Source organism: Nostoc sp. (assembly GCF_041747015.1).
In the GTDB taxonomy this organism is placed as follows: Bacteria; Cyanobacteriota; Cyanobacteriia; order Cyanobacteriales; family Nostocaceae; genus Nostoc.
The window spans coordinates 1-26,878 of the sequence record NZ_JBGTFY010000406.1 but is presented as its reverse complement, the minus strand read 5'-3'; the positions used below and the strand labels follow the sequence as shown (position 1 = coordinate 26,878).

Genomic DNA, 26,878 nt, shown 5'->3' with positions numbered 1-26,878 from the left:
GTTGAGTGAATTTTTTCAACCCAAAGAAGGCGAGTCAATAGCTGTGCTGCTAAATACCACCAGTTTTTCTCTAGCACGTTTGGAAAGCGAAACACCCCAAACCGACTTGTGGCAAAAATTAGATGTGCCTGTGTTGCAGGTAATCCTGAGTGGCGGTTCAATTGAGCAGTGGGAGTCACAGTTTCAAGGGCTTTCTCCCCGTGATATTGGGATGAATGTGGCACTACCAGAAGTAGATGGGCGGATTATTACTCGTGCAGTGTCTTTTAAAGCAGTGCAAACTCGTAATCCTCATTTAGAGACAGATGTGGTAATTTATGAACCAGTGAGCGATCGCATCGAGTTCGTTGCTAAACTAGCAGCAAATTGGGCGCGTCTGGGTTCTAAACCACCCCAAGAGCGGCGAATTGCCCTAATTTTGGCAAACTACCCCAACCGAAATGGCCGCCTTGCTAATGGTGTGGGACTAGACACCCCAGCTAGTTGTGTAGAAATCCTGCAAGCTTTACATCTGGCTGGTTATCAAGTAGAAAATCCACCTGCTCAAGGAGACGAGTTGATTCAACGCCTGACAGATGGCGTAACCAATGATCCCGAAGGTAGAGAATGGCGTTCAGTACAGCAAAGTGTCTCTTGGGAAGACTATCAACAGTATTTTGCATCTTTGCCGCCAGCAGTGCAGCAAGGTATTAGTGAAAGGTGGGGAGTGGGGCATGAGAACAATCAAAGCCTAATGCCCGTTTCTGGAATTCAACTCGGCAACGTTTTTGTGGGAATTCAGCCAGCAAGGGGTTATGATAATGACCCCAGTTTGAATTATCATGCGCCGGATTTAGAACCAACCCATGATTATTTAGCTTTCTATTATTGGGTAAGAGAATGCTTTGGTGCTGATGCTGTGGTTCATGTAGGAAAACACGGAAATCTCGAATGGCTACCGGGTAAAAGTGTGGCTTTATCGAGTAATTGTTATCCAGAAGTAGCTTTCGGCGCACTTCCCCACTTATATCCGTTTATTGTGAATGATCCTGGTGAAGGTTCCCAAGCTAAACGTCGCGCTCAGGCGGTGATTATAGATCATCTAACGCCGCCAATGACTCGCGCCGAACTCTACGGTTCTTTGCAACAGTTAGAAAATTTAATTGATGAGTATTATGAAGCGGACAGTCTAGATCCTTCCCGTTTGCCAATGATTCGCGATCGCATCCGCGAACTGGTAATTAAAGAAAATCTCCATTTAGATTTGGGAATCCAAAATCAAACAGAAATTTTTGATTCGGAATCTCTAATTTTGAATTCTATCGGCGGCTATCTTTGTGAATTGAAAGAAGCTCAAATCCGCGATGGGTTGCACATTTTTGGGCAATGTCCCCAAGGACGACAGCTACGAGATTTAATAGTAGCGATCGCTCGCATACCCAATCGCTATTCTTCAGGTATTACCCGTGCCATAGCTCAAGATTGGGGTTTAGACTTCGACCCCCTCACAGCAGATTTGTCAATGAGTAGTGGCCAATGGTCGATAGTCAATGGCACAGAATGCCGTACCCTCGGTGATATCGTCGAAGTCCTAGAAGAAGACGCCGCCCTTTTAGTAGAACAACTCCTAACTCCTAACTCCTCACTCAGCACTCAGCACTCTTCACTCAGCACTGTTTTAGAGTGGATAAGCGATCGCTTACTTCCAGCTTTACAACAAACCCATCAAGAAATTACTTACTTATTACACGGACTTGATGGCGGTTATGTCCCAAGTGCACCATCTGGCGCACCCACCCGCGGCCGCCCGGAAGTTCTACCAACAGGGAGAAACTTTTATTCTGTCGATATTCGCGCCATTCCCACAGAAACAGCTTGGGATATCGGTAGAAAAGCCGCCGAAACCTTAGTAGAATATTACACTCAAGAGCATGGTGAGTATCCCAAAACACTAGGTTTATCAATGTGGGGAACTGCCACCATGAGAACAGGCGGTGATGATATAGCCGAAGCCTTGGCTTTACTCGGAGTCCAACCTGTGTGGGATGGTGCAGCGCGGCGAGTCGTGGATTTTGAAATTTTGCCCCTAGCGATTTTGGGGCGTCCCCGTGTAGATGTCACCTTGCGAATTTCGGGATTCTTCCGGGATGCTTTTCCCAACTTAATTGACTTATTCGCTCAAGCAGTATCAGCAGTTGCAAACTTAGATGAACCGCCAGAACAAAACCCCCTTGCAGATACAGTTCGCCAAGAAACTGATTTGTGGACAAGCCAAGGTTTAAGTTTAGAAGAAGCAGTGGTGCGATCGGGCTATCGCATCTTTGGCTCTCGTCCAGGTGCTTATGGTGCCGGACTTCAAGGTTTAATTGAATCGCAAAACTGGACAGATGACGAAGATTTAGCTCGCGCCTACATCAACTGGAGTTCTTACGCCTACTCTTCAGGAAACGGCGCAGAGGAAGCAACAGTAACATCTCCATCATCCCCAGTCTCCAACCCCGAAGCTTTTGAGCAACGCTTGGCGAAAATGCAAGTTGTCCTGCATAATCAAGACAACCGTGAACATGACCTGCTCGATTCTGATGATTACTACCAATTCCAGGGTGGCTTAACAGCGGCGGTGCGTTCTCTACAGGGGAAAAATCCTCAAACTTATTTTGGTGATAATTCCATACCCGCCCAACCACGAGTCCGTCAACTAAAAGAAGAAATCGCAAGGGTGTATCGTTCTCGCGTAGTTAATCCCAAGTGGATTGCCGGAGTCATGCGCCACGGTTACAAAGGCGCCTTTGAAATGGCAGCGACGGTAGATTTTTTATTCGCCTACGATGCCACAGCTAAATGTGTCGAAGATTATATGTATCAAGGCATAGTAGAGGCTTATTTGCTCGATCCTGTTGTCTCGGAATTTATTCAAGAAAAGAACCCTTATGCTCTGCGTGATATTGCTGAAAGATTATTAGAAGCACACAAGCGCAATTTGTGGGAGGATGTAAATATAGGAACATTAGAGACTTTAAGAAACCTAGTACATCAAGCTGAAGCAGTTATCGAAGAAAAATCAACGGTGTAAGAAACAAATATGGAAAATCTTGCGTATTTGCATCTAGCTTTCGCCTACGAAGACAGCACACCCAGTGAATTGGTCTCCCTCAGTTCTTTGTTTAAGGACGCAGCTGCACCAGACTGGAAACGGCTTTCTGGTAGGGCTTGGAAGTATATGTTGCCCCTGGCTCTGTCTTTGTCTATTCTTGGCGCCCTCAGCAGCGTCATGGCACTGGAAAAAGGCGATCGAGGCCCTTCTGTCAGAAATCTCCAACAACAGTTGAAAGCAGCAGGTTTTTACCAAGCTGGTGTCACTCAAATCTATGATGTATCCACAGAAGACGCTGTGCGGCGCTTCCAAAGATCTGCTGGTTTACGAGTGGATGGCATTGTTGGAGCAAGCACCCTGCAAAAACTAGAAAGCTGGCAAGGCAAAAAGCCCAGTGCTACGACAATACAAACTAAAAAAACCAGCGCTGCGACTACACAAGCTAAAAAGCCCAGTACTACTAATTCAGCTAGTTCAGCAACCACCCAGCGCCGCAATTCCAACTACCTTGCGAAGGGGGATGAAGGTGGAGATGTCAGGGTTTTACAAGAACGGTTAAGAGTCGCAGGCTTCTATTACGGAAACGCCACTGGGATATTTGGCCCGATTACCGAAGAAGCTGTCAAGCGGTTCCAAGATTCTTATAAATTAGACGTTGATGGCATTGTCGGTCCAGCAACATTAGGTAAATTGCCAGTAGTTGGCATTGGTGATGGAGAAGAGGCTCCCAAAAAGGTAGTCAATCGAAATAAACTCCGCATTGGCGATCGCGGTGAGCCAGTTAGAATTATTCAAGAACAATTGATCCAGGCAGGATATTTAGAGGGAGAGCCAAATGGCTACTATGGCCCCTACACTGCCGATGCTGTACGGAGATTTCAGGCAGCTAATTTCTTATCAGCAAGTGGCGTTGCTGGCCCAACTACCCGATCTAAGTTATATGGCTCAGTTAATACTGCTAGCAAAAGCGAATTTAATACCCTAGAAATCCAAACGCGACTACGGGAACGGGGTTTTTATAAAGGCAAGCTGAACGGTGTGATGGCAGATGACACCAAAAAAGCGATTAAACAAGCCCAGGAATTCTACGGCATCAGTCTCAAGGATCTAAAAAGCGGACGCTTTTAGCATCCGCTTTGGTTTTGTTACCATCAGTCCCCAACGGCTTACTTGCCTCCATTAACAGCAAATTACGAACTGCTCAAAATTGCATTTATTGGTTAATTTGAGTAGTTTCACTTAATTATCGAACCAAGTGCTAAAGCGGCATCAGTGCGCGTTGGCACTTGGGACACACTGCATGGATGGTCATTTGACAGTCAAGTAGGTGAAAGCCCTCTTTTTGAGCGGTTTTCGCCCCAATTTTTAAAATTGAGTCATTTTTAAACTCAATAGTTGAGTTGCATCTAACACAAATTAGGTGATGGTGATGATGGGGATAGGGCTGGTTGATCTCATAATGCTTATGTCCCTCGCCTAGCTCTAATTCCCGTAAAAGTCCCATTCTTGCCATCAACTTCAAAGTCCGATAAATAGTTGACAGACTGATCCCTTCACCATCAGTTTCTAGCCGATGATAAAGATCCTCCGCACTCAGATGTTCACCTTGCGGAAGTTCTTGAAAAATGTGTAGAATTGTCTCGCGCTGGGGAGTTAAACGCCAACCTCGTTCGTTCAGTTCTGCCTTAAGTGAAGTAGTTGTGTAGACAGTCATATTAATATTTCTCAACAAAGCTCGTTAATTGAGAATATAACAAATATTTGGAGCGATTTGCAACAATCACTGCTTATTGACAATCTTTACTAAATGCTAAACAAAAATTTATTAAATCTTAATCAAAAATCAGCTGTATATTTAATTTGCATATAGTTAATGGTCAGGATGCTTGCCACAATTGCATCTTTTGATTTGAAATTTTGAATGAGTGAATTTTGAATTGCTTAGTTGATCCCCATCTTCAAGATATCTGAGCAAAGGTTTGGGGAAACTCTTGTACAACTAAATGCAAATTATTTGCTATAAGTTTCTAAGAGGCCTTTGGTATCGGGGTCAAATCAGTCCTTTATCTCTAGGCATTTGTCAAGTACAGTTTTCTAATGACAAATGACTAACTTAATGTGAGTTCGACGGCTCATATAGCAATACGCTTGGGTTAAGGCTAAAAACTAAAACTGGTGTAGGTTGGGGAGCCACTGCATTGGGCGGCTCTGCCGACTTGAAGCAAGTGGCGTTTGAGGAACGAAACCCAACATTATTAACCATTTGTTGGGTTTCGCTGTTGCTCAACCCAACCTACTATTTTTCTTAACTAAACCATATTGGCTTATATAGTGTCCGCCTAATTAACTGAATCAAAAGACCTCTAAGAGGTTTTACTAAGCAAAATCGTCCCTCTCCGACTCGGAAAGGGACAGACTTAAACTTTAGTTGAAGGCAGAGAGAGGTTCGTCGAACTCACGTTAAGTTAGAGACTCCAAATAGTCGCGGATGAGGTTGCGGCGCTTTGGTTGACGCAGCTTTTGCAATGCCTTGGATTCTATTTGTCGGACTCGTTCCCGCGATAAATCAAGAGCGCGTCCAATTTCCGCTAAAGAGTAAGGATGACCATCTGCCAAACCAAACCGCATCAAAATTACGTCGCGCTCCCGACTAGTTAAATCTGATAGAAGATGATGCAAGTCTCTTTGTAAAGATTCTCGCATTAACATCTCTTCTGGAGTTACGCTGTCAGTCTCCAGTAATTCGCCTAACTCAGTATCTTTATCCTTGCCTACCTTCGTTTCTAAAGAAATAGAGCGAGGAACCCGTAACAAAACTTCTCGTACTTGAGTAGGTGTCATCTCTAACTCAGTAGCTAAATCTTCTAAAGTCGGAGTGCGACCTTTTTCTTGAGCAATTTTGCGCTGGGCTTTCTTGATTTTGTTTAACTTTTCGGTAATATGTACAGGTAGGCGGATTGTGCGACTAGAAGTTGCGATCGCTCTTGTAATTCCCTGACGAATCCACCAGTAGGCATAGGTACTAAAGCGATAACCCTTAGTTGGGTCAAACTTTTCTACAGCCCGCTCCAAACCTAATGTGCCTTCTTGGACTAAATCCAACAATTCCAAACCGCGATTTTGATACTTTTTAGCAACAGACACGACCAGGCGAAGATTAGCCTTGATCATGTGTTCTTTGGCCTGGAGTCCTTGGGACTGAACTTGTTCCAATTCTTCTACTGTCAACTTGGCGATTTCAGCCCAGCGACGTTTGCCATCTGCCAAAGTCGGCCTAAGATCCGATAAAATTATACCAGCAGTGGCAGCCCACCTTTCCAAAGATGGGCGATGTCCTAGTTCGGAAGTCAAACGCTCTTGAACTTCAACTAACTGGAGATAGGGCATGATCACTTCATCCCCAAGCTTTGCGGCGTTAGCAAGGACTATCCGCATCCGCAAGTAGCGCTGAACTTTTTGAGCTTCTGAAACCTCTTCATCTCGCCCTAACAACCGAACCCGACCAATTTCCTGAAGATATAGACGTACTAGGTCTGTACTACGACGGTTAGTGTTAGCTGCAAAGTTAGCATGGTCAGCAGAAGCCATCTCCAGCTCGTGTAGATCATCTACCGATAACTCAGTCTCATCACCCGTGAGATCCGAGTCCAAAACCTGGCGGGACTTTCTGGTATTGTAGGCGGCATCCGCATAAAAAGATGTTGCTGGCATAAAGCGTCTCAATGGCTCCAGGTAACAATAGATTACGGTCAGCTTAGAATTACGGTCAGCTATTCAACTGTTGCTATTGTTCCCGTGATTTACGATGAACTAACACGGTTAAAGGTTCCATTACAATTTTTTTTAGAAATTAACTGTAATGGTTTTATTGGATACAGTATTACTGAACTTAATCGGCTGCTAAATTTTTGATTGAACCAATAGCTGTTCAAATCCGCAGCTAGGCTTTCAATATTTCAACTACTTAGTTAACATTTCAACCTTGATGGTTCTTGATAGTTATTTTTGTAACACGGTATAAAGATACATCACTGAATATCATGTTTATAATTGGCATAGTCACATTTACATGGCTATGAAAGTAATATCCTGACGATTTACCAATTTTTTCTCAGGATTATTTAGTAATAAGTTTAACTAATAGATAACGAGGAAGTGATTAGTATTAATGGCAAAATGCTATCCAGTTTGAGCGGCTCGTAGTTTATGCTTTAGCGAAGACAGCGCAACCTACGAACAATCTACACCTCTCAATTATTTATTGACAGACTACTAACTAATAGTTGTACTCTGGCTTAATATCTCGCAGCATCAGTTCATCAAGTGCTTGTCGGGGTGTGATTTCACCTTGAAGTAGCCGATAAACTTGCTCGGTAATTGGGAGAGTAATGTTTTGTTGCTTGGCTCGTTGCATCAAAACCCGACAAGTGTTCACTCCCTCAGCAGTTCCCTGTAAATTTGCGAGAGTTTCTGTAAGTGTCTTACCACCAGCTAGCTGGTAGCCAACTTGGTAATTGCGACTTAAGGGACTATTGCAGGTTGCTAACAAATCTCCTAGACCCGATAAACCATAAAATGTTTCTGTCTTTGCACCCCAGTCGTTACCGATGCGAACCATTTCTGTAAGTCCACGGGTGACTAAAGCAGCTTTGGCATTGGTTCCTAGTTGTAAACCATCGCACACCCCAGATGCGATCGCAATGACATTTTTTAGTGTTCCTCCCAGTTCCACCCCCAATGGATCGGGATTGGTATATACCCGGAAACGATGAGAAGAAAATACTAACTGCACTGCTTCCGCAGCCGTGGGAATATTACTCGCTACCACCGTAGCTGCTGGTAATTCTAGCTGAATTTCTTTCGATAAATTAGGCCCTGACAAAACAACTACTGCATGGTTAGGGAATACTGTTTGCCAAATTTGCGACGGCGTGCAGGTGCTTTGGGGGTCTAAGCCTTTCGTCGCCGTGACAAAAATTGTCTCTAAAGAAAGGGGGAAAGACTGGACTTGGTAAGCAACATCTCTCACACCAATCATTGAGATAGCAGACAAGACTATTTGGACATCTTGCAGCACTGTTTGGAGAGTTTGGGAACCTTGACGCGACCAGACACGCACCTCATGACCATTCGCCGTTGCTAGATTTGCTAGAGATGCACCCCAAGCACCTGCACCCAGAATTGCTACAGATTTTGAATTTTGAATTTCGGATTTTGGATTAGTCATTACTCAAGAGTCAAAAGTCTCCCTATTTCTCCATTTCTTCACTCGCCAATCTAAAATTGGCTGCGGGGGTAACGTTCCATTAATTCCCTGACTTTTTCTGCATGATATGAGCTTCTTGTCAACGGTGAAGAAACAACTTGTAAAAATCCGATTTCTTCGCCGAATGCCTTCCAAGCAGCAAATTGTTCGGGGTTGACAAATTCATTTACTTGCAAGTGTTTTTGACTGGGTTGGAGGTATTGCCCGATTGTCAAAATGTCGCAATCCACAGTTCGTAAGTCTTGCATGACTTGGCGGATTTCTGTATCAGTTTCACCGAGTCCAACCATGATGCCGGATTTAGTGTATGTGCTCTTGAGAAGTTGGCGAGTTCGCTGCAATAATTCTAATGTGCGATCGTAGTTTCCTTGGGGACGCACCCGGCGATATAAGCGGGGAACAGTTTCCGTATTGTGGTTTAATACCTCTGGCGCAGCTTGTAAAATTATCTCTAGAGCATCCCAATTACCGCACAAGTCAGGAATTAGCACCTCAATTGTGGTTTTGGGTGAGACTGAGCGAACTTCATGAATACACGCGACAAACTGAGATGCACCACCATCAAGCAAGTCATCTCGGTTTACAGAAGTGATTACCACATGATTTAGTTTCATGCGGCGAACAGCTGACGCTAGTCGTGTCGGTTCCGTAGCGTCTAGTGGTTTGGGTTTTTTCTCAAAATCAATATCGCAGTAGGGACAAGCGCGTGTACAAGCTGGTCCCATAATCAAAAACGTGGCAGTCCCAGCATTGAAGCATTCACCAATATTCGGACAAGATGCTTCCTCACAAACTGTATTGAGGGCTAAATCCCGCAAAATTTCTTTGACGTTACCGATGCGCTCACGCCCAGGTGCTTTCACCCGCAACCAGTCTGGTTTTACAGTCACAATCCGCTTTTACCAATAAAGTTATACAAATTTAATCGTAGCAAGCAAAGCCTTTGATGAAGTGATCATATATAGATGTAATTCTGTCTTTTAGACCAGGTTGTGATATTCTAATTTTAGAATGCCATTTTTTTGGCGGGATGTAGCGCAGCTTGGTAGCGCACTTCGTTCGGGACGAAGGGGCCGCTGGTTCAAATCCAGTCATCCCGATTTGTACATTCGCAAATTATATGTCGCAATTCGCAAATTAAACCTCGTCCATCTTGAAAGCTGGAGTTTTGTCACGCATCAGACTATCCTAAGTTTTAGGAGTGGTGATTAAGGTTTGTACAAGAATGTTGAAGGTTGACTTGAGTCGTTGGGGTAGTAGTTCAATCGTTTGGGCTTGTGTACTAGCGGCTAAAATCTCAAAAATATTGCCATCCGCTAAATTGGATATATTCAATTTTTTATTATCAGTGCTGAAGCATTTATCTATCCATAGGTAATTTCTCACAAGAAGCTATTACAACTAAGCTAACAAAGAAACACCTAATTTTTATATACTTTCTTATATGGTAGATATCTATATTATTAACCTATTTGTGATTGGTCTACTTTTGCTGATGGTCACATTAGGGTCAGGTTGGATTTCTCGCTTACCTCTTTCCTTTGCCATTATTTATCTAGTAGTTGGGATTTTGCTAGGCCCTTATGGCTTAGGATTGATTCAATTACGTCGAGATGAAGTTTTCAACGCCGAATTGCTGAAGAGATTAACAGAGCTTGTAGTAATTATCTCTGTGTTTGGCTGCGGCTTAAAAATTGTTCGTCCTCTCAGGTTAGGGGTTTGGGATATTACGGCGCGATTAATTGGATTTCTGATGCCAATTTCAATTTTTGCCCTGGCTGCTGTGGGTAAATTGTTTTTAGGAATGAGTTGGGGAGAAGCAATTTTATTGGGAGCAATTCTCGCACCTACAGATCCAGTATTAGCATCAGAAGTACAACTAACTGATACTAACGATCAAGATGAGTTGCGCTTTGGCTTAACTTCTGAAGGTGGATTAAATGATGCTTTAGCTTTTCCCTTCGTTTATTTTGGCATTCATGCGCTAAAAGATGACAACTGGAGCGACTGGTTTCAGGAGTGGGTTTTGGTTGATTTAATTTGGGCGATCGCTGCTGGTATAGTTATGGGAGTTATTGTTGCCAAATCAATAGTTTGGATTGAACAAAGACTTGCCAAAGGCCGTCCTGCTAATGAGTTGATGGAAGACTTTGTTGCTATCAGCACAATTTTACTAAGTTATTCCTTAACAGAAATAGTTAATGGCTATGGGTTTCTTGCAGTATTTGTTGCTGGGTTAGTTGTCCAACGCAGTTACAGAAATCCTGAAAAACCACTGGCACAATTGGAATTTATTGAGCGAATTGAAAAGCTACTGGAAGTTGGAACAATTTTATTATTGGGTTCAATATTGTTATTTCAGCCGATGCTAAATTATGCTGGACAATCTTTGTTAGTAATAATTTTATTATTCTTCATCATTCGGCCTGTAGGAGTTTGGATTAGCACAATAGGTAAACGTTCTCTAGACTCACACCGCCGAACCTTGCATCCAGGAACTCGTTGGTTATTTGGATGGTTTGGGATTCGCGGTGTTGGCTCTTTATACTATCTCGCCTATGCTTTTGGTAATGGTTTAAAAGGTGAAGTAGCCGAACAAATTGCGTGGATAACTTACACTACTATTGTGGTTTCTGTGATTGTGCATGGAATTAGTGCAACTCCCTTAATGAAGTGGTATGAGCGCAATCTTGCTAATCAGAGAAATGCTAGTCCTCGCGCCACAATTGATGAATTTGAATAAACTAAAAATGTAGGGTGCGCTACGCTGCGATAACACATCCTACAATTTAATTTTCTTAACTATTTACCTGTTACCTTTCCAATAACTTCTTTCGCTTTTTCAGCTAAACTTTCTTGAGGATTTTGTGCTTCCTCAGCTTTTAAATTTCTTTCGTAAGCCTTCTCCATAGTGTTAAGGCTTTCTCCATCTTTTATTGCTTGCTCATAAGCTTCTTGTCGTTCTTCTTCTTGAACGCCAATACCTGGATCATATTCGTTAGCACGATTGATTTGTTCTTCGGAATTTGGTTTAAACTCTGGAGGTACTAACTTTAATTCTTCAAGAGTAGTTGCATAACTAGCTTGCTGAACGAAGATAAACGAACTTGACAAGCTGATGAAAACCATCAAGCCAACTACCAAAATGCTTGAACGTAACGCTTGTTTTAAAGTTAATAGAATTTTTTGCATGGAAAAACTCTCCTAATTTTTTCTTATGAGCCTTTGTTATGTATAAATAGATTCGATAACAAATACTCACAGGCATCGTAAATGTTTAGGTACAGTTATTCCTTCTACCGTAGGGTATATTAATTTTTATTGAAACAGAATTTAGGAGTCAGGAGTCAGAAAACAGATAAGAATTTTCTGCGATGGTTAATGAGCTTGCCATACTCCTTCGGAGAAGCAAGCTACGCGTAGCGTCTCGCAGAGAGCATCTTGATTCTAACTCCTGAATGCTGACTTCTAACTCCTGAATTCTAACTCCTGACTTCTGAATTCTTCTTCAACTATAACCAAGTGTGATTAATTTTAATTCCTCGGCTTTGCATTATATCTTCAAATAGATTTGTTGGTAGTGCTTCTTCTACAGGAAAAACCCCTGGTTTATTGAGTTTACCTTCTAGCAATAATTGGGCAATACTACCCGTGCCGCAACCAGAAGCGATCGCTGTATTTTCATGCAATACAGTAGAACAATAAACGGCTGTTTCACCATTTTTTTGCCCGGTAACTTCTGAACGAACTGCTACCCCAATCCCACTAAAATTATTGGTGACATCTGTCATCGAATGGCTGACATGAGACAGAAATTCAATCATGTAACGACGCTGCATTAACCATTTAGGAAAAATATGTGCCGCAATCCAAGTTAGATGATTGTAAAAATCTGGAATCGAGCCAAACTTGGTAATTACAGTTTTTACTGATGGGAAGGCGTTGGGTAGTGTAAAGGTTTCTGGCATATCAAACCAGTAAACTCCGCTGCGTTTGTATGGAGAGGGAAACTCAACTACTTCCCTTTCACTATAAGGCTTGACTATCTCCCATTTTCCATTTATCCAAGCCTCAAAAGGATACTGCAATCCCAGAAATGTTGTCCGCATCACTGTAATGCCAGCACCACCAGAACCAGAAACCAAATAACTTAAATGGATCTTTTCTGGCTTATCTAATTGTTCAACACCCTGACGTACCATGCTGTTAGAAATACCAGGAAAAATGCCAGTATTAATAATTGCCGTCACACCAGCAGCAGCAGCTTGTTCATGATAATTGATAGCCTTTCTGGTATAGGAACGATGATCGCTGACATCTATATAATTAACGCCTTGAGCAATACAGGTTTCGAGAACATTAGTATCTCGATAGTGAAATGGCCCGGCACAGTGGACGACTAAATTAGAGTTGGCGATCGCATCTCGCAGTTTGTCAACTTCTGCCAAGTCCAATACTAAAAACTGCACTTGCCCCCCCGAAGACAAGGCGACAGCCTTCCCAAACTCCGCAGAACGTCCAGTAATCGTAATTTTTGCCTGGGTGTGGGTAGCTAGATCGTGGGCAACACTACTACCAATCCGCCCCCGTCCTCCAAGAATTAAAACGCTGTCTGTCATTACTCCAGATTAGCAATACTAACCTTATTTCATCAGTTTTCTGTTGTGTTTGCCATCGGTTACAAGGATGACTTATGGCATTTAATAAAATTTCTGCTCTATCTAAATAGTTGTAAACAAGTTCGTAGTCAGGACTTCAGTCCTTATTTTTTAAGCACTAAAGTGCTTACTACAAACCTTCAAATGCGCCTCAATTTGTCTGACTACCGTTAGTGCCGAATAACTCACCCCAGCAGTGCCTTCGCCTGGGTGGGTGGAGTCACCAACTAACCACAAATGATCGATGGGTGTACGATTGGCAAACCCAAAGGGGCCAAAGGTGGGTATTCTTTGACCAATGCCCCCAACTATACCGCGATCGCGGCCTGTAAAATAGGCAAAGGTGCGGGGTGTTGCGGCTTCTACGTGAATAATAGTTTCTGGTTTGAGATAGAAGTATTGGGCAAGATGTGCGATCGCTTCTTGGGTATATTTTTGTTTGAGTTCTTCATAATTATCAGTCTGCCACCACGCTGTCGGATTGACAAAGGAAGAAGCGATAATTGTCGCTTTACCCTCCGGGGCGCGCCCGTCTCCAGGATGACTGACGGAAACAAACAGGGAATTATTCTCGCCAATTAGTCCATCAGCATCATACATAAATTGGAGGTGGGGTGGACATCCTAGCGGAATCGCACTGGCATCTACACCCAAATAAACCACAAATGCACCCGATGCTTGGGGTAGTTTTTCTACCCGTTTTTTATAACCAGATGGCGCTTGTTCTCCCAATAACTGCACCAAGTTTTGTACGGTGACGTTGCTAACTATATGGTCTGCTGCTTCTGTCCACACTTCGCCAGTTTTCTGATTTCTAATCACTACAGCATTGGCTTTGCCGTTTTCTACTTTGATTTCTTCTACTGTGTGGCGCATCAATAGTTTACCACCGTCTCTTTCTAAGGATTGTACGAGGCGATCGCTTAATACTTGCATACTACCTTGGAGGTGAAACAATCCTTGGGGCAGTTGGGATACACTCAACGCTGTAGCTGCATAAAGTAATGCTGTTTCCTCCGCACTGACTTGGGAATACAACTTCAGTTGCAAATCCAAAAATGTTCTCAGTCGTTGGTTATTTCCCAGTCCACATAACCGTAAAGCGTCTCCTACCGTAAATAATGTAAAGGGTACGGTAATTAATGTACTAAGACGCATTGCTTGCGTTAGCTGCCATAAATCCCATAAATTACGCGGTGGTAGCACCGGATTGCGTCCTTGAAATTCCCAACTGGCATTAAATAAAGTTGCCATCAATTGCCAAAATGGTTCGCTACCAGGAAACTGTTTTTGCCGTTCCTCTCGCCATTTTTCTTGGTCACGCCAAACATTAATTGGTGTATTTTCCCCAGGCAAATATACTGCACAAGCCGGATCACAAGGCGTTGCTTCTGGTAAATCGATTGACAATTCTGAGAAAATCCGGTGGTGAATTCCCCCTGATTCCAACCCCGCTACCTGAGTTGCTCCCACATCAAAGGTAAATCCTTGGCGTTTAAAGGTCGAAGCACAGCCTCCAGGAACAAGGGCTTGGTCTAGGATGATGACGCTGTAACCTCTATGAGCTAATAATGCCCCGGCAGTCAGTCCACCTATTCCTGCACCGATAACGACGACATGAGAGTTACTTTTGTCAAGAGAAATGCTGGACATTGATTAGTTTCTTTAAATTTCTTAATATTTTTACTTATAATTTTACCCCACCCTAACCCTCCCCTTAGAAAGGAGAGGGAACTAGATTCATTCCTGTTTCCCCCCTTTATAAGGGGGGATTAAGGGGGGTAATTCCGTAGCTCCTTTTAGGAGAGAGGTCAAAGTCTATTGCAGATGGATTACCCTAAACCGAGAAAAGTTGAAATTAACGGCAATAGATTGCTGCACTGTTCAACCAACTTTGTAGCACTGGGTAAACTAGCGATCGTTCCTTTTAAAATCTTTATAGCCGTTTTCGCCGTCTTCTGCACTGCACCTTCTTGGGGACTTTTCCCGGCTTCTGCTAAAGCTTTCACTTGTTCTAATGCCTCAGCTTTATCTTCTTGTGGTAAGTTTGTATCAGATGCGATCGCTGCTTGCAATTGCGTCAACAGTTCCTTAATTCCCGGTTTATCAAGTTCGGGAGATGCAGGTAACTCATTGATGGTATTTGTTACCGCACCACTGATTTCACCTAAATTAATTGTTCCGGTTGCATTAAAATCTCTGCCGACATTAATATTGCGGTTGGAATCATTGCTGTTAGTCATATTTTTATTCTCTACTTTGTTGTCAACTTGAACATTAATCTGCTTATTTGCTAATAATCTTACAATCTCTGTCATCTCTCCACTTTGTTGGCGATAGATAACTATCTGCTCATCTTTAGCTTGTAATTGTGCTTTATATCTTTCTTCTACAGCTTGCAATGCTAGTTGATAACTTTGCGTAAAATCGCTATGAATCTTTTCTTTATCAGCATCAACAGGTACGGCAACTTTAACGACTACTACCCCATCACCTTTATTTTCAATACTCTGTAGAGCTAATTCTGTGCCTTCATTTTTGTCTTGCACTGTTTGGAAGGCGTTAACAAAAGCTTTCCAGTCAATGCCATTGTGGAAAATGAAATCAACAGTATTTAAGACGTTTTCAAATAGCTTAGTAAATTCTCCTGGTTGAAAGTCGCCACTACTGGGACAGCGTTCGCGGTCATCAGTTCCAGGCTTGGGGTTTTCAAGAAGATAGATAAAGCGACAATCTACATTATCTAACTTAGTTGTACTTTCAATATTCCACGCTTCTATACAAGCACCAGTCATTTGAGCGCTGGTGAAGTTAGTACCTACAGCTTGAGCTAGAGTTAGGTTTGTCCGCTCTAAACAAGCGCCTTGGAAAGTGGCTTCTGTAATATCAGCATCTTTTAGGTTTGCTTCTTTTAAATCTGCACCGATGAGGTTTGCGCCTTTTAAGTTAGAACCAGCATAAGATTTTCCTCGACCATTGCCAGTTACTAATAAATTGAGAATAGCTTGGTTAGTCAATGTCGGGTAGTCTACTCTAGCAAAGTCAAGTTTTTTAGCTTCATAAAAACGAGTGCGTGTTAGGTTGGCCTTTCTAAAATCTGTATTTCTTAGAATTGCACCAGTAAAATCAGCATCAGTTAAATCAGCATTACGAAAACTTGTACCACCTGTTGCAGCAAAGGCAAGAGCAAATGAGCGAATCCAAGCATCTTTTTCATTTCCCGTTAGACTACGCCAGGCAACGTAAGCGTTAAATAATGTAAAGGCTCCGGCTCCAGTTACGGCTCCGGCTCCGGCTCCGGCTCCAGTTACGGCTCCAGTTACGGCTACGGCTACGGCTACGGCTACGGCGAAGGCTCCGGCTACAGTTACGGCTCCGGCTACGGCTCCGGCTACGGCGAAGGCTCCGGCGAAGGCTCCGGCGAAGGCGAAGGCTCCGGCTACGGCGAAAGCGAAGGCGAAGGCTACGGCGAAGACTCCGGCTACGGCTACGGCGAAGGCGAAGGTTACGTCTCCGGCTACGGCGAAGACTCCGGCTCCGGCTACGGCGAAGGCTACGGCGAAGACTCCGGCTACGGCGAAGACTCCGGCTACGGCGAAGGCTCCGGCTACGAAACCTGCTGTTAAGCTCTTACGAATGGTAATAATACAAAAAATCAGTATCACAATTAGGCAAACTATCGCCGCAATGAAAACTACAGTCTTTTTGGTGTCCGTGGTAAACAAATATGCTACCAATGCACCAACAAAGAGTGAGAAAAACCCTGATAGTCCCGACAGCAGCAATGATACTGTGAGCAATCCAATAGTCCAACGCTTTTGTAGTCCAGCTTTAGCACCTGTGAAATCAGCATCTTTAAGAATCGCGTTGGTGAAATTTGCTCCTTTAATATCCGCCTTGCTAAAGTTAACCCCAGTCAGGTTTTGACCTTTAAAAGAGCGACCTTGCAGATTTTGACCGGAGTAGTATGGCGGCATAATCGCGTCAGCAAGAGATTTTTACTAAGATTTTATACAAGTTTGCTGGGCAATATTCCGTATTTTGGCAAAATAAAGAAAATACAAAAATTTTGGATGCAACACGCGGTATGAGAGCATAACTGTGCATCCTTACCTTTGAACGCTGAAGTTATCATCAGCAATATTGAGGTTGATGTCACCATATTTAAGCTGTAGTTATCAATATTGCAACTGTAGCGGTCTAAGTTGTAACGGGAGTGGTTCCCGAACTTATGGGAGCGGTCTAACTCGTGACGGGAGTGGTTCCCGAACTTATGGGAGTGGTATCTCTCACGACGGGACTCAATACGGTTCGGATAAGACTTGATCCCCCCAACCCCCCTTAAAAAGGGCTAAAAACGGCTCTATTTCCCCCTTTTTAAGGGGAGCCAGCGCGATCTTAGGGGTTTCCCCCATGAGCGACTGGCGTGGACTAAGGGGGATCATTAAGGATTGTGCATCTTAACCGAAAAGTATTGACATATCACCTTGACAGGGCTAGGCTGAGGGGCTGGGAAAGTAAGAGAATTACTAAGCACTAACTTTTTTTAAAATCAGGAAACTTCAAGAAACGCTAAAATCAAGTCAGCCTTTGTATTGTAGCGGTTGTGTCCCACATCACTCAGAGTGCGGTTCACTGCATAAATCCTGATTGTCAACGTCCTTATCCTCAACCTTGGGGAAACAAATTTTGTAACAGCTGTGGCGCACCGCTCCAGCTGTTAGACCGCTATGTGCCACTTCAGCCATTGGGTTCGGGAGGATTTGCTCAAATCTACACGGTTTGGGATGAAAAAACTCAAACAGAGAAAGTGCTGAAAGTATTGGTAGAAGTTTCACCAAAGGCACTAGAATTATTTACCCAAGAGGCGGCGGTTTTATGCAGCTTACAGCATCCGGGTGTCCCCATAGTTGAGGCTGATGGATATTTTCATATAAATTTGTTCAGTCCCAAACCGCACCAACTGCCTTGTTTGATAATGGAAAAAATCAACGGGCGGACTTTAGAGGAAATATTAAAAAAGTATCCGCAAGGATGTCCAGAAGATTTGGTTTTAAACTGGTTCGCCCAAGCTATACAGATTTTACAGGAATTACACAAACGTCAGATTATTCACCGGGACATCAAACCTTCTAATTTAATGCTGGGCATTTCTTCGCCAATTGTACCCCCGGTTGAAGGGGAAATAAAGGGCGATCGCTTGGTACTAATTGATTTTGGCGGAGCAAAACAATTCAGCGCCTCAAAGCTACGTTCTCAATCTAGTTCCACCCGGTTATTTTCTTCTGGCTACAGCCCACCAGAACAAGTGATTGGAGGTATTGTTGCGCCAAATGCCGATTTTTATGCCCTTGGTCGAACGATGATTGAACTACTAACAGGTAAGTATCCGTTAGAGTTGGAAGATCAGCAGACTGGGAAGTTGCGCTGGCGAACTACGATCAATGTCAACCCACAATTAGCAGATTTACTAGATGAGATGGTGCAGGAAGATGTGCGATCGCGTCCGGCAAATGCAGTTATGATTCAAAAACGTTTGGCGAAGATTTCTCAACCATTACCGTCGCCAGGGTTGTTTTCTCAACTGCGGGACAAGGTTAAGCAAGTTTCAACGCAAACGTTCCACAACTTTACACTGCTAAAGTTAGCCATTGAACAAGCTTTAGCTAACTTTAGCCAAGCTGTAAACAAAACCATTATTTTCATTGCCAAGGCAATTATCAAAATTATCCAAGCTTGTTTGGCGACAATTTGGGCGATCATACTGACCAGTATCGGCGCTTGTTTTGGGGCGATCGCTGGTTTTATTTTGGCCTATCGCACAAGCTTAGGGCGTCGGGTTGTGGAACTTATTTTAAATCAGCTAAACGAATTAGTGCCAAATACTCAACTTGTCTTCGGGGCAGATATTTTGGTGTTTGTCGCCGCAGGTTGGGGAACCGCTTGGGGACTAACAGTATCAGGATGTTTTGGTCAACGGCGGCGGTTTTTAGTAGCGTCGCTGATGGGGATGATTAGCTATAGCTTCGGCTGGTTGATTTTGCAATTAATCACACCAAAAGGTAGTGGCGAGGGCTTAGTGGCAGTGATTTTAGTTGCAGTTTCCCTACTCACTTTGAGTTTAGGACTTCGCAGCCATCATATAGTCTATGCTGTGTTCGCTGCCTTTGGTAGTGCGATCGGCTATGCAGTTTTGATTCTTTTAAGGTTAGCACCTCCGATCTTGCAATTTTCTAGTCAACCAGCCTGGTCAGAGTTACAGTTACCTCTGATTTTTTTTGGTTCTGTGGGCTTTTTTATCAGCTTCTGGCTAGGAGTCAGTTACTACCTAATTGTCCCTGGATTACGTCTTTTGGGGTGGCGATGAAAGAGGAAGGAGGGATTCCTATATTTAGGACTTGCGTAAGTCCTGCTATTTTAGCTGTTAGATACAAATAATTGGGGATTAACTATGGAACCTATTTCTATGATTATTGCTGCTTTGGGTGCTGGTGCGATCGCAGCTACTAAAGATACCGCAGGAACAGCAGTTAAAGATGCCTATTATATTACTGATATTTTCTCACCAATGACCGACAAATACGAACAGCGACAGACTTATTCATCGTGAATTTAGATGAAGTGCTGGCATCATGAGCGATCGCTCTTGCTCTATTTTACCAAATGCGATCAGCGATCGCGTTGATCGAGGAAAAGTGCGATTGGTATACTGAGAACAACTTTTAGAAAGGGCGATCGCATCATGACGACACGCGAACTCTTATTCGAGGAACTAGCAAACACGTCCGATGAACTCTTGCTACCAGTGCTGCAATTTTTGCAATTTCTCAAAGCGCATCCGATTCAATCTGCTGAACTTGAACTGGACACTTTGGAAACCATTATCAGTCTTCGGCAGGGATTAGCCGAGTTTGATCGCGGTGAAGGACTTCCCGCTACTCAAGCCTTAGAGGAACTGCGTCATCGACTCCAGATTCCCCCTCGCCCATGACTTATCAGGTTTTACTTCAGCCAACTGGGTTTCAAGACATAGAAAACATTTACCGTTGGATGTGTGACAACCTAGATGCTGAAACTGCTAATCAATGGTATTACGACCTGCAAGATGAGATTGCCTCCCTGCAACTGTTTCCCAAACGATGCTTAATAGCGCCCGAAGCACAAGCGATTGGGCGAGAAACTCGTCAACTCTTCGTCGGTAAACGTAGACAATATCGAGTATTGTTTGTGGTTGAGGAGGATGTTGTAGCTATTATTCATGTCCGCCACAGTCGTCAAGCGCCTATTGAACCTGATGCACAGTAGGCGATCGCGCCTTACAAAAGTCAAGAGTCAAAAAAAGTGATACTCTTTCAGAGTCACTCCGTGAACGCATTTTGGGGAAGTTTTCCTAAATTGAGAATTGCTGATATTGGGATAAATCCCTCCTGTCCTCTGCCTTTATTGTTAATCCAATACCTAAAAACAAGATCCCCCTAGTCGTATTTTCATCGAGCTAGGGGGATCAGATAAGTAGTAGTCTATAAGAGGTTCGGTATAGTTGCTTACGATTCGATTGTATAGCCTATATTTTAGTTTGAATAGTATTATTATCAGAGTTTATAGTATTTTTACAGCTTCTTAATCAATGCTTCATACCTATTGTTCGTTAGGGAAGGCGTATATGTAAGTATGACAGTAGGCAATGTAAATCACTTGTCATCCTTGTAAATATCTCTAAAAAATATGAAACTTAAGATTGTTGCTACCGTCGCCTTGTTAGCTTGTTTCGGGTTTGCAGAGCAGACCCTTGCATTAAATCAGCAAGATTTGGATCAGTTGAAGGCAACAAGTGCCTGTCCCCGGTGCGATTTGAGTAGTGCTGACCTAACTCAAGTGAATCTAACTGGAGCAAATTTACGAGGGGCTAACTTAAGCGGTGTTACATTATCTGAAGCTAATCTCACGAATGCCGATCTGACTGGTGCAAATCTAGAAGGTGCAATTCTGAATTCGGCAAATCTTAGTGGCGCTTCCTTAACAGGTGCAAATTTAAAATCAGCATCCTTAGAAAATGCCGATCTGTCTTATGCTGGTTTCATCAGCGCCAATTTGGAAGCAGCAAACTTAAAAAATGCCAAGTTACAGTTTACTAATTTTCGAGGAGCTAACTTCCGATTAACAACTCTGGCTAATGGTGTCGTCACATCGGACAAACCCTATGGCTGGTCATTAGAGCGTGTAAATACCAGAGAATGTAACGAGTTCAAACCTGAAAACACCTCAGGCACAACCTGCTACACAAAATAAACTGGGGCATGGGGCATTTTAAACCCTTTGCACCTACAACTTCTTGAAATACCTGGCGATCGCGAAGAGCCTGAAACCCAGCTTTTCATAGGTACAACGTGCCGGGGCATGGCCAGGATCGCCTCCGGTTTCGACCATAGCAACGGACATCCCAGCAACTTTCATCCAATCTAGAGCGAATTCCGTGAGAGCGATGCCAATGCCTCGACGTTGATAGTCTGGATCGACGGCGATCATGTATATTTCTCCTAAGCTGCTCTCCGAGTGGAGTTTCACGGCTACAAAGCCCACGGTTGAACCAGAGTCGATCGCAATCCACACCTTTGTGTCCGTTGCCACACAGACCTCCTCGACAGCCTTTTGCTGACTTATACGCCAATCGGGATAGAATTCCCGGTACACGTCAAAGTCCATTGCTTTCTGAATCGAATCAAAGACTGGAGTCCATGCCCGAAGGGAAAGACAAATAATGGCATCAAGTTGACGAGGGTCGTATGGTTCAATTTGCATTTCGGTAGAGCAAGTTAAAGTCAAAGTTTATTACTATACCATAAAATAGTTTTGCAAGAGGTCTATTAATTCTTCCTCTGCTTCTTCTCAACTATCCTTGTCTAGCAAAAGCATTTTCTTTGTTAACAGTTCTTTATCATGGGAAAAAAGCCTGTAGATTAATTGAATCGATGCTTACCCGTATTAAAGACTTAGCAACAAAACTAGCGCCACGCTTAATTGAAATTCGCCGCCACATCCACTCTCACCCAGAACTCAGCGGTCAGGAGTACCAAACAGCAGCCTTCGTGGCTGGTGTTCTATCTTCGAGTGGTCTGCATGTGCAAGAAGGAGTTGGCAAAACAGGTGTCATTGGAGAACTGCAAGGTACTAACCAAAATGACCGTTTATTAGCAATTCGCACCGATATGGATGCCTTGCCAATTCAAGAACGCACCGATTTGGAGTATGCCTCTCGTGCAGAGGGTATTATGCACGCTTGCGGTCACGATGTCCACGCCACAGTCGGGTTAGGAACAGCGATGATACTGTCCCAAGTGGCAGATGAGTTGGGTGGTAAAGTGCGGTTTTTATTTCAGCCAGCCGAGGAAATTGCCCAAGGAGCAAACTGGATGGTGAAAGATGGGGCAATGGAAAGCGTCTCGGCTTTATTAGGGGTTCATGTTTTCCCTTCTATACCCGCAGGTTCCATAGGCGTGCGTTACGGGGCATTGACAGCCGCCGCTGATGATTTAGAGATTCTGATTATGGGAGAATCTGGGCATGGGGCACGTCCCCATGAGGCGATTGATGCGATTTGGATTGCTTCTCAAGTGATTACCGGACTGCAACAGGCTATCAGCCGGACGCAGAATCCCTTGCGTCCTGTAGTCCTGAGCATAGGGAAGATTAATGGTGGCAGAGCGCCGAATATAATAGCTGATAAAGTGCAGTTATTGGGAACTGTGCGATCGCTCCATCCCGAAACTCGTGCCCATCTTCCGAAGTGGATTGAAAATATTGTAGCTAATATCTGCTGTACTTACGGGGCAAGCTATCAAGTCAATTATCGCCAAGGCGTACCCAGTGTCCAAAATGATTATGCCCTGACGCAATTATTGCAATCAGCCGCAGAAGAAGCTTGGAGTAGCGATCGCGTTCAAGTATTACCCGAACCTTCCCTTGGTGCTGAAGATTTTTCTATCTATTTGGAACACGCCCCTGGTTCCATGTTTCGCTTGGGTGTAGGCTACAAGGAAAGACTTATTAACCACCCATTACATCATCCCCAATTTGAAGTCGATGAATCTGCTATTATCACCGGGGTTGTGACTATGGCTTATGCCGCTTATAAATATTGTCAATCACCCCAGAGCTAATAACAATTCAAAATTGTTCGCGTGGTCACTGAGCAGTTCGGCAAGCTAACTGTACCACCTTGCCAAACTGCTTAATATGTACAATCTTTCGTTAATGTAAACATATTATAAATAAAATTTATATATATTAAAAAAATAATATTATTTAAAGGTGGTAACACCATTTTATGAGATATCTACCATAATTAATTGATATTAACTAAATTAAAGTAGATATTAAATAAAAGGGCAGTAAAGGAGTGGCAACAAAGCGTCAGAAAAATGTGTGGAGTAGCGAGATTAATGACATCATTCGGGGTGCTTGTGGAGGTTTTTTATTTGGCATCCCCTTGCTGTACACAATGGAGGTTTGGTGGATTGGCTCATTGGTAAAACCACAACTGATGATCATGGCGATCGCATTGATGTTTATTGTGGTTTGGTTGCTCAATCAGACAGAAGGCTTTCGGAAACGCAAATATAGCGGATTAGCTTATCAAGCCGCAATAGATACTGTAGAAGCGATCGCAATCGGACTAGTTTGCTCTGCCTTTGTGCTGCTACTATTGCGAGAGTTGACGCCAGAAACTTCCTTAAAGGAATCTTTAGGAAAAATCATTTTTGAAAGTGTACCCTTTGCTCTTGGTGTAGCATTAGCTAACCAGCTTTTGGGAGATACTAGAAACAATAATACAGATGAACAAGCAACCGATCAGGAAAACAACACAACCAAGAACAAAGGGAATGAATTACACGCCACCTTCGCCGATGTCGGTGGAACCCTAATTGGTGCAACCATAATTGCATTTAACATCGCTCCAACGGATGAAATTCCCATGTTAGCAGCCGCAGCCTCGCCACCTTGGCAGTTGGCAATGATCGCCACATCTTTGCTAATTTCTTATGGCATTGTATTTCAGGCAGGCTTTTCTGACCAGCAAAAGCGCAAACAGCAAAAGGGAATTTTCCAACAACCATTGAGTGAAACTATTGTGTCCTATCTAGTGTCACTGCTAGCAGGCGCTTTTATGCTGTGGTTCTTTCAAAAGTTAACTTTTAGTGACCCTTGGACAATGTGGTTAGATCACACATTGATACTAGGATTACCTGCAACTATTGGTGGTGCAGCCGGAAGATTAGCAATATGACTAAAACAGAACAATCACGCTCCATTGCTGAGTGGGTAACATTCAGCATCGCCTCCCTCATCTTGGCATTCATTGTTAGTCTAGTTAGCTACACTTGGATAAACGAAAAAAATCAACCTCCCATTCTTTCTGTCACTAAAAAAGAAACTATTCGGGAAATTGATGGACAGTTTTATGTTCCCTTTGAAGTCGTAAACACCGGAGGAGACACAGCTGAGTCAGTTCAGATTATGGCTGAGTTGTTGATTAACGGCAAAGTTGCAGAATCAGGAGAGCAACAAATCGACTTTTTATCTAGTGGCGAAAGTGAAGAAGGCGCATTTATATTCAGCCAGAATCCACGGCAAGGTGAGTTAAATCTGCGTGTTGGTAGCTATAAATTGCCATAGTAAAGAATATATCTGTTTAGTGGGGACGCACAGCTAGTTGTACGCTCCCACCGCGTCTTGTATTGAGGCTGTATCACTCATTACTAGTTACCAACAACGCCCAAAAATTATAATTGCTGACGCGCAGTAGTTTAAGCTTGAACTTTAGCTTTTGACCAAACGCCGTTTTCATCTTCCTCATATTGCTGATGAACAGACTCCCAGGCGGATTGTTCAGCCGTAAACTCGTCACTTCTCTCATTTAATACAACGTTATAGCGCTCAATGAATGTATTTTGAGCTTCTTGAGAAAGATGAGCACGAACCTCAGGAGACAAATCTTCTGGACTGTTGCACTGTCCTGAACAAGAACGAGCCAGAGTTTTTTCAATTGTGTGAATTTCTTCGGCACCAGCACTTTCGAGCAGTAATTGAAATTCGCCAGTGCGATCGCTTGGAACTTCTATCATTGTTAAAAACTCGCCAGCTTGTAAGCGGGTTTGGTAGATAGTCGCTTTATCTTCTGGCATCCCCAAAGTAGTCAGAACCGACACTAAACCTGCACCTGCACTACCTGCGATCGCACCACTGGCAGCCCCCAGCAGCACTGCACCTATGGGTCCTGCTGCCACAATTGAGCCGACAAAAGGAATAAACAGTAAGCCTACACCCGTAAGCAAGCTGAGGAAGGAACCAAACAAGGAACCAAAAATCGCCCCTGTTCTCAAACCTCCCAAAATCACATCCTTTTTAGTAATAAAGCCAGCGATTCTCGTTTCCGACTGAAAGTTTCTGCCCATGACCGAAATATGATCTTTAGGCACACCCCTATCTAGCAAACGTCGAATCACATCATCAATTTGCTTCTGTTCTTTGAATACAGCAGATATAGTACGTTCTGCTTTATATACTTCTGGCACTTAAATACCCCTTGGACTATGTTGTTTAGGTAGATGCAGGCAAATTAATTCTTTTACGCCAATTGAGGCAGGAATCAATCCTCCCTCAACTGGTTTCACAGACTGCTGTCTTCAAATCAGACGTTATCAAACAGAATTCAGGAGTCAGAATTCATTCTGAATTCTGTACTAGTGGCGGATAGCGTAGCGGTAGCGGGTCTGAATCCCCCACTGATAGCAAGTCCGCGTGCGTCTTGATTCTGACTCCTGTTAGCGATAGCGGGGCGATTAGCCCATTCTGACTTCTGACTTCTTTTTCAAAAGTTACACACCTACAGGTGTCTTAGCCTCTGATGCTGGCTTTCTACCATCTGGGTCTAATGCTTCCCCTTCAATAAACGAACGTAGCATCCAAGCTATCTGCTCATGCTCTTCTAACAGTCCAGTTAAAAAGTCAGCAGTTCCTTGATCGTGGAATTCTTCACCAGACTTATCTACATGGTCTCTTAAATTACGAATAACCTGCTCGTGATCATCCACTAGATTAGCTACCATGCCCGTTGCTGTAGGAACATTACCAGCTTGTTCTTTGAGGGTAGCAATCTTGAGAAATCCTTCCATTGTGCCAATTGGGAAACCGCCCAAAGTACGAACCCGCTCTGCCAAGGCATCAATGTTTAGAGTTAGCTTTTGGTAGTGTTCTTCCCAAAGCTGGTGTAAAGAGCGGAACTGAGGACCGACGACATCCCAGTGATACTTTTTGGTTTTCACCAACAGTAGATAGGCATCTGCCAAATCTTGATTTAACAGATTAATCACACCTTGACGCTGTTCTTCCGTCAAACCAATGTTTATCGCACGCATTGTTTTCCATCCATAAGCAAACTTATTTACTAACTTCTCAAATTTCCAACATCATCCACATCAACCAAAGGAAATATTGTAAGTTTAAAATATTTATTACATTCGTGATTATACCTAAGCCTTAATAGGTAGTATCAAACCAATAATCTACTAATTAGCGAACTTTATTGATTTTTTTCAGATCCAACCATAAAGGGTATTACTGAATCTAGGGATGAAATTTTATCTATTGAAATGCAAAACTCCTAATCCTCTCTGCATCTGGGCGTCCCTGCGTGAGATAAATCATCACGCAACTATGCTACGCCTACTAATTAGTAATGGGTCATCAGTGAGAGGTTAAGATAATTGCACATTTGTCAAGAGGGTGCAGGAAAAGGCGATAAATCTAGCTTTGAGACTGGCTTTCGGAGGTATTTAACCACACCTAAGTCTTGATTCTCTGGGGAAGCGAAGTACAAAATCT

23 protein-coding genes and 1 tRNA gene are annotated in these 26,878 nt (G+C 43.3%); 12 read left to right on the top strand and 12 right to left on the bottom strand.

Annotated elements, in window-relative coordinates; all coding sequences use genetic code 11:
* On the top strand, positions 1 to 3,052 hold a 3,052-nt coding region (cobN, locus tag ACEW80_RS31870; RefSeq protein WP_373530446.1), incomplete at its 5' end, for a cobaltochelatase subunit CobN.
* A 9-nt stretch (positions 3,053 to 3,061) separates the two neighbouring features.
* A complete protein-coding gene (locus ACEW80_RS31865; RefSeq protein WP_373530445.1) occupies positions 3,062 to 4,201 on the top strand; it encodes a peptidoglycan-binding protein in 1,140 nt (379 codons plus the stop codon).
* A gap of 130 nt (positions 4,202 to 4,331) precedes the next feature.
* On the opposite strand, the gene ACEW80_RS31860 is transcribed toward ACEW80_RS31865, so the two are convergent.
* The 4 genes from ACEW80_RS31860 to lipA form a co-directional block, all read right to left on the bottom strand.
* On the bottom strand, positions 4,332 to 4,787 hold the full coding sequence (locus tag ACEW80_RS31860) for a transcriptional repressor (protein ID WP_334997093.1): 456 nt from the start codon (positions 4,785 to 4,787) through the stop codon (positions 4,332 to 4,334).
* Between the two features lie 746 nt (positions 4,788 to 5,533).
* Positions 5,534 to 6,784, bottom strand: coding sequence for an RNA polymerase sigma factor SigC (gene sigC / locus ACEW80_RS31855; protein WP_373530444.1), 1,251 nt, complete (start codon positions 6,782 to 6,784; stop codon positions 5,534 to 5,536).
* A gap of 565 nt (positions 6,785 to 7,349) precedes the next feature.
* On the bottom strand, positions 7,350 to 8,300 hold the full coding sequence (locus ACEW80_RS31850; RefSeq protein WP_373530443.1) for an NAD(P)H-dependent glycerol-3-phosphate dehydrogenase: 951 nt from the start codon (positions 8,298 to 8,300) through the stop codon (positions 7,350 to 7,352).
* Between the two features lie 50 nt (positions 8,301 to 8,350).
* Entirely contained in the window at positions 8,351 to 9,229 is an 879-nt protein-coding gene (gene lipA, locus ACEW80_RS31845; protein ID WP_373530442.1) for a lipoyl synthase, read from the bottom strand.
* A gap of 136 nt (positions 9,230 to 9,365) precedes the next feature.
* Here lipA and ACEW80_RS31840 point away from each other — a divergent pair.
* Positions 9,366 to 9,439 (top strand) — tRNA-Pro (locus ACEW80_RS31840).
* 88 nt (positions 9,440 to 9,527) lie between these two features.
* Here the strand turns inward: ACEW80_RS31840 and ACEW80_RS31835 are convergent.
* On the bottom strand, positions 9,528 to 9,674 hold the full coding sequence (locus ACEW80_RS31835; RefSeq protein WP_373530441.1) for a hypothetical protein: 147 nt from the start codon (positions 9,672 to 9,674) through the stop codon (positions 9,528 to 9,530).
* Between the two features lie 109 nt (positions 9,675 to 9,783).
* Here ACEW80_RS31835 and ACEW80_RS31830 point away from each other — a divergent pair, with 109 nt between their 5' ends.
* A complete protein-coding gene (locus ACEW80_RS31830; RefSeq protein ID WP_373530440.1) occupies positions 9,784 to 11,082 on the top strand; it encodes a cation:proton antiporter in 1,299 nt (432 codons plus the stop codon).
* Between the two features lie 59 nt (positions 11,083 to 11,141).
* Here ACEW80_RS31830 and ACEW80_RS31825 read toward each other — a convergent pair whose 3' ends face one another.
* The 4 genes from ACEW80_RS31825 to ACEW80_RS31810 all read right to left on the bottom strand — a co-directional run bounded on the left by ACEW80_RS31825 (position 11,142) and on the right by ACEW80_RS31810 (position 16,974).
* On the bottom strand, positions 11,142 to 11,531 hold the full coding sequence (locus ACEW80_RS31825; RefSeq protein ID WP_373530439.1) for a hypothetical protein: 390 nt from the start codon (positions 11,529 to 11,531) through the stop codon (positions 11,142 to 11,144).
* 320 nt (positions 11,532 to 11,851) lie between these two features.
* Positions 11,852 to 12,958: a saccharopine dehydrogenase family protein gene (locus tag ACEW80_RS31820; RefSeq protein ID WP_373530438.1), complete on the bottom strand. Its 1,107-nt coding sequence runs from the start codon at positions 12,956 to 12,958 to the stop codon at positions 11,852 to 11,854.
* Between the two features lie 150 nt (positions 12,959 to 13,108).
* Positions 13,109 to 14,650, bottom strand: coding sequence for a C-3',4' desaturase CrtD (gene crtD, locus ACEW80_RS31815; protein WP_373530437.1), 1,542 nt, complete (start codon positions 14,648 to 14,650; stop codon positions 13,109 to 13,111).
* Positions 14,651 to 14,829: 179 nt separating this feature from the next.
* On the bottom strand, positions 14,830 to 16,974 hold the full coding sequence (locus ACEW80_RS31810; protein ID WP_373530436.1) for a pentapeptide repeat-containing protein: 2,145 nt from the start codon (positions 16,972 to 16,974) through the stop codon (positions 14,830 to 14,832).
* 629 nt (positions 16,975 to 17,603) lie between these two features.
* On the opposite strand from ACEW80_RS31810, the gene ACEW80_RS31805 reads away from it, so the two are divergent.
* From ACEW80_RS31805 to ACEW80_RS31785, 5 genes are all read left to right on the top strand, one after another.
* Entirely contained in the window at positions 17,604 to 19,364 is a 1,761-nt protein-coding gene (locus tag ACEW80_RS31805; protein WP_373530435.1) for a serine/threonine protein kinase, read from the top strand.
* Between the two features lie 84 nt (positions 19,365 to 19,448).
* Positions 19,449 to 19,607: a hypothetical protein gene (locus ACEW80_RS31800; protein ID WP_373530434.1), complete on the top strand. Its 159-nt coding sequence runs from the start codon at positions 19,449 to 19,451 to the stop codon at positions 19,605 to 19,607.
* Positions 19,608 to 19,739: 132 nt separating this feature from the next.
* On the top strand, positions 19,740 to 19,988 hold the full coding sequence (locus ACEW80_RS31795) for a prevent-host-death family protein (RefSeq protein ID WP_373530433.1): 249 nt from the start codon (positions 19,740 to 19,742) through the stop codon (positions 19,986 to 19,988).
* Entirely contained in the window at positions 19,985 to 20,302 is a 318-nt protein-coding gene (locus ACEW80_RS31790; RefSeq protein WP_373530432.1) for a type II toxin-antitoxin system RelE/ParE family toxin, read from the top strand. Before ACEW80_RS31795 ends, ACEW80_RS31790 begins: the two co-directional genes overlap by 4 nt.
* A 420-nt stretch (positions 20,303 to 20,722) precedes the next feature.
* Positions 20,723 to 21,286 carry a pentapeptide repeat-containing protein gene (locus tag ACEW80_RS31785; protein ID WP_373530431.1) on the top strand — a complete coding sequence of 188 codons (564 nt, stop codon included), beginning with the start codon at positions 20,723 to 20,725 and terminating at the stop codon, positions 21,284 to 21,286.
* A 33-nt stretch (positions 21,287 to 21,319) separates the two neighbouring features.
* Here ACEW80_RS31785 and ACEW80_RS31780 read toward each other — a convergent pair whose 3' ends face one another.
* Positions 21,320 to 21,820 (bottom strand): GNAT family N-acetyltransferase, encoded by a 501-nt coding sequence (locus ACEW80_RS31780; RefSeq protein ID WP_373530430.1) that lies wholly within the window; start codon positions 21,818 to 21,820, stop codon positions 21,320 to 21,322.
* 146 nt (positions 21,821 to 21,966) lie between these two features.
* Here ACEW80_RS31780 and ACEW80_RS31775 point away from each other — a divergent pair, with 146 nt between their 5' ends.
* The 3 genes from ACEW80_RS31775 (at position 21,967) to ACEW80_RS31765 (ending at position 24,670) form a co-directional block, all read left to right on the top strand.
* Positions 21,967 to 23,154 (top strand): M20 family metallopeptidase, encoded by a 1,188-nt coding sequence (locus ACEW80_RS31775; protein ID WP_373530429.1) that lies wholly within the window; start codon positions 21,967 to 21,969, stop codon positions 23,152 to 23,154.
* A gap of 239 nt (positions 23,155 to 23,393) precedes the next feature.
* On the top strand, positions 23,394 to 24,281 hold the full coding sequence (locus ACEW80_RS31770) for a TIGR02587 family membrane protein (RefSeq protein WP_373530428.1): 888 nt from the start codon (positions 23,394 to 23,396) through the stop codon (positions 24,279 to 24,281).
* On the top strand, positions 24,278 to 24,670 hold the full coding sequence (locus ACEW80_RS31765; protein ID WP_373530427.1) for a TIGR02588 family protein: 393 nt from the start codon (positions 24,278 to 24,280) through the stop codon (positions 24,668 to 24,670). Before ACEW80_RS31770 ends, ACEW80_RS31765 begins: the two co-directional genes overlap by 4 nt.
* A 131-nt stretch (positions 24,671 to 24,801) precedes the next feature.
* Here the strand turns inward: ACEW80_RS31765 and ACEW80_RS31760 are convergent, their stop codons facing one another.
* Together ACEW80_RS31760 and ACEW80_RS31755 are read right to left on the bottom strand one after the other, a co-directional pair.
* Positions 24,802 to 25,569: a ChaB family protein gene (locus ACEW80_RS31760; protein WP_373530426.1), complete on the bottom strand. Its 768-nt coding sequence runs from the start codon at positions 25,567 to 25,569 to the stop codon at positions 24,802 to 24,804.
* 303 nt (positions 25,570 to 25,872) lie between these two features.
* Positions 25,873 to 26,412, bottom strand: coding sequence for a Dps family protein (locus ACEW80_RS31755; RefSeq protein WP_373530425.1), 540 nt, complete (start codon positions 26,410 to 26,412; stop codon positions 25,873 to 25,875).
* Positions 26,413 to 26,878 lie beyond the last annotated feature (466 nt).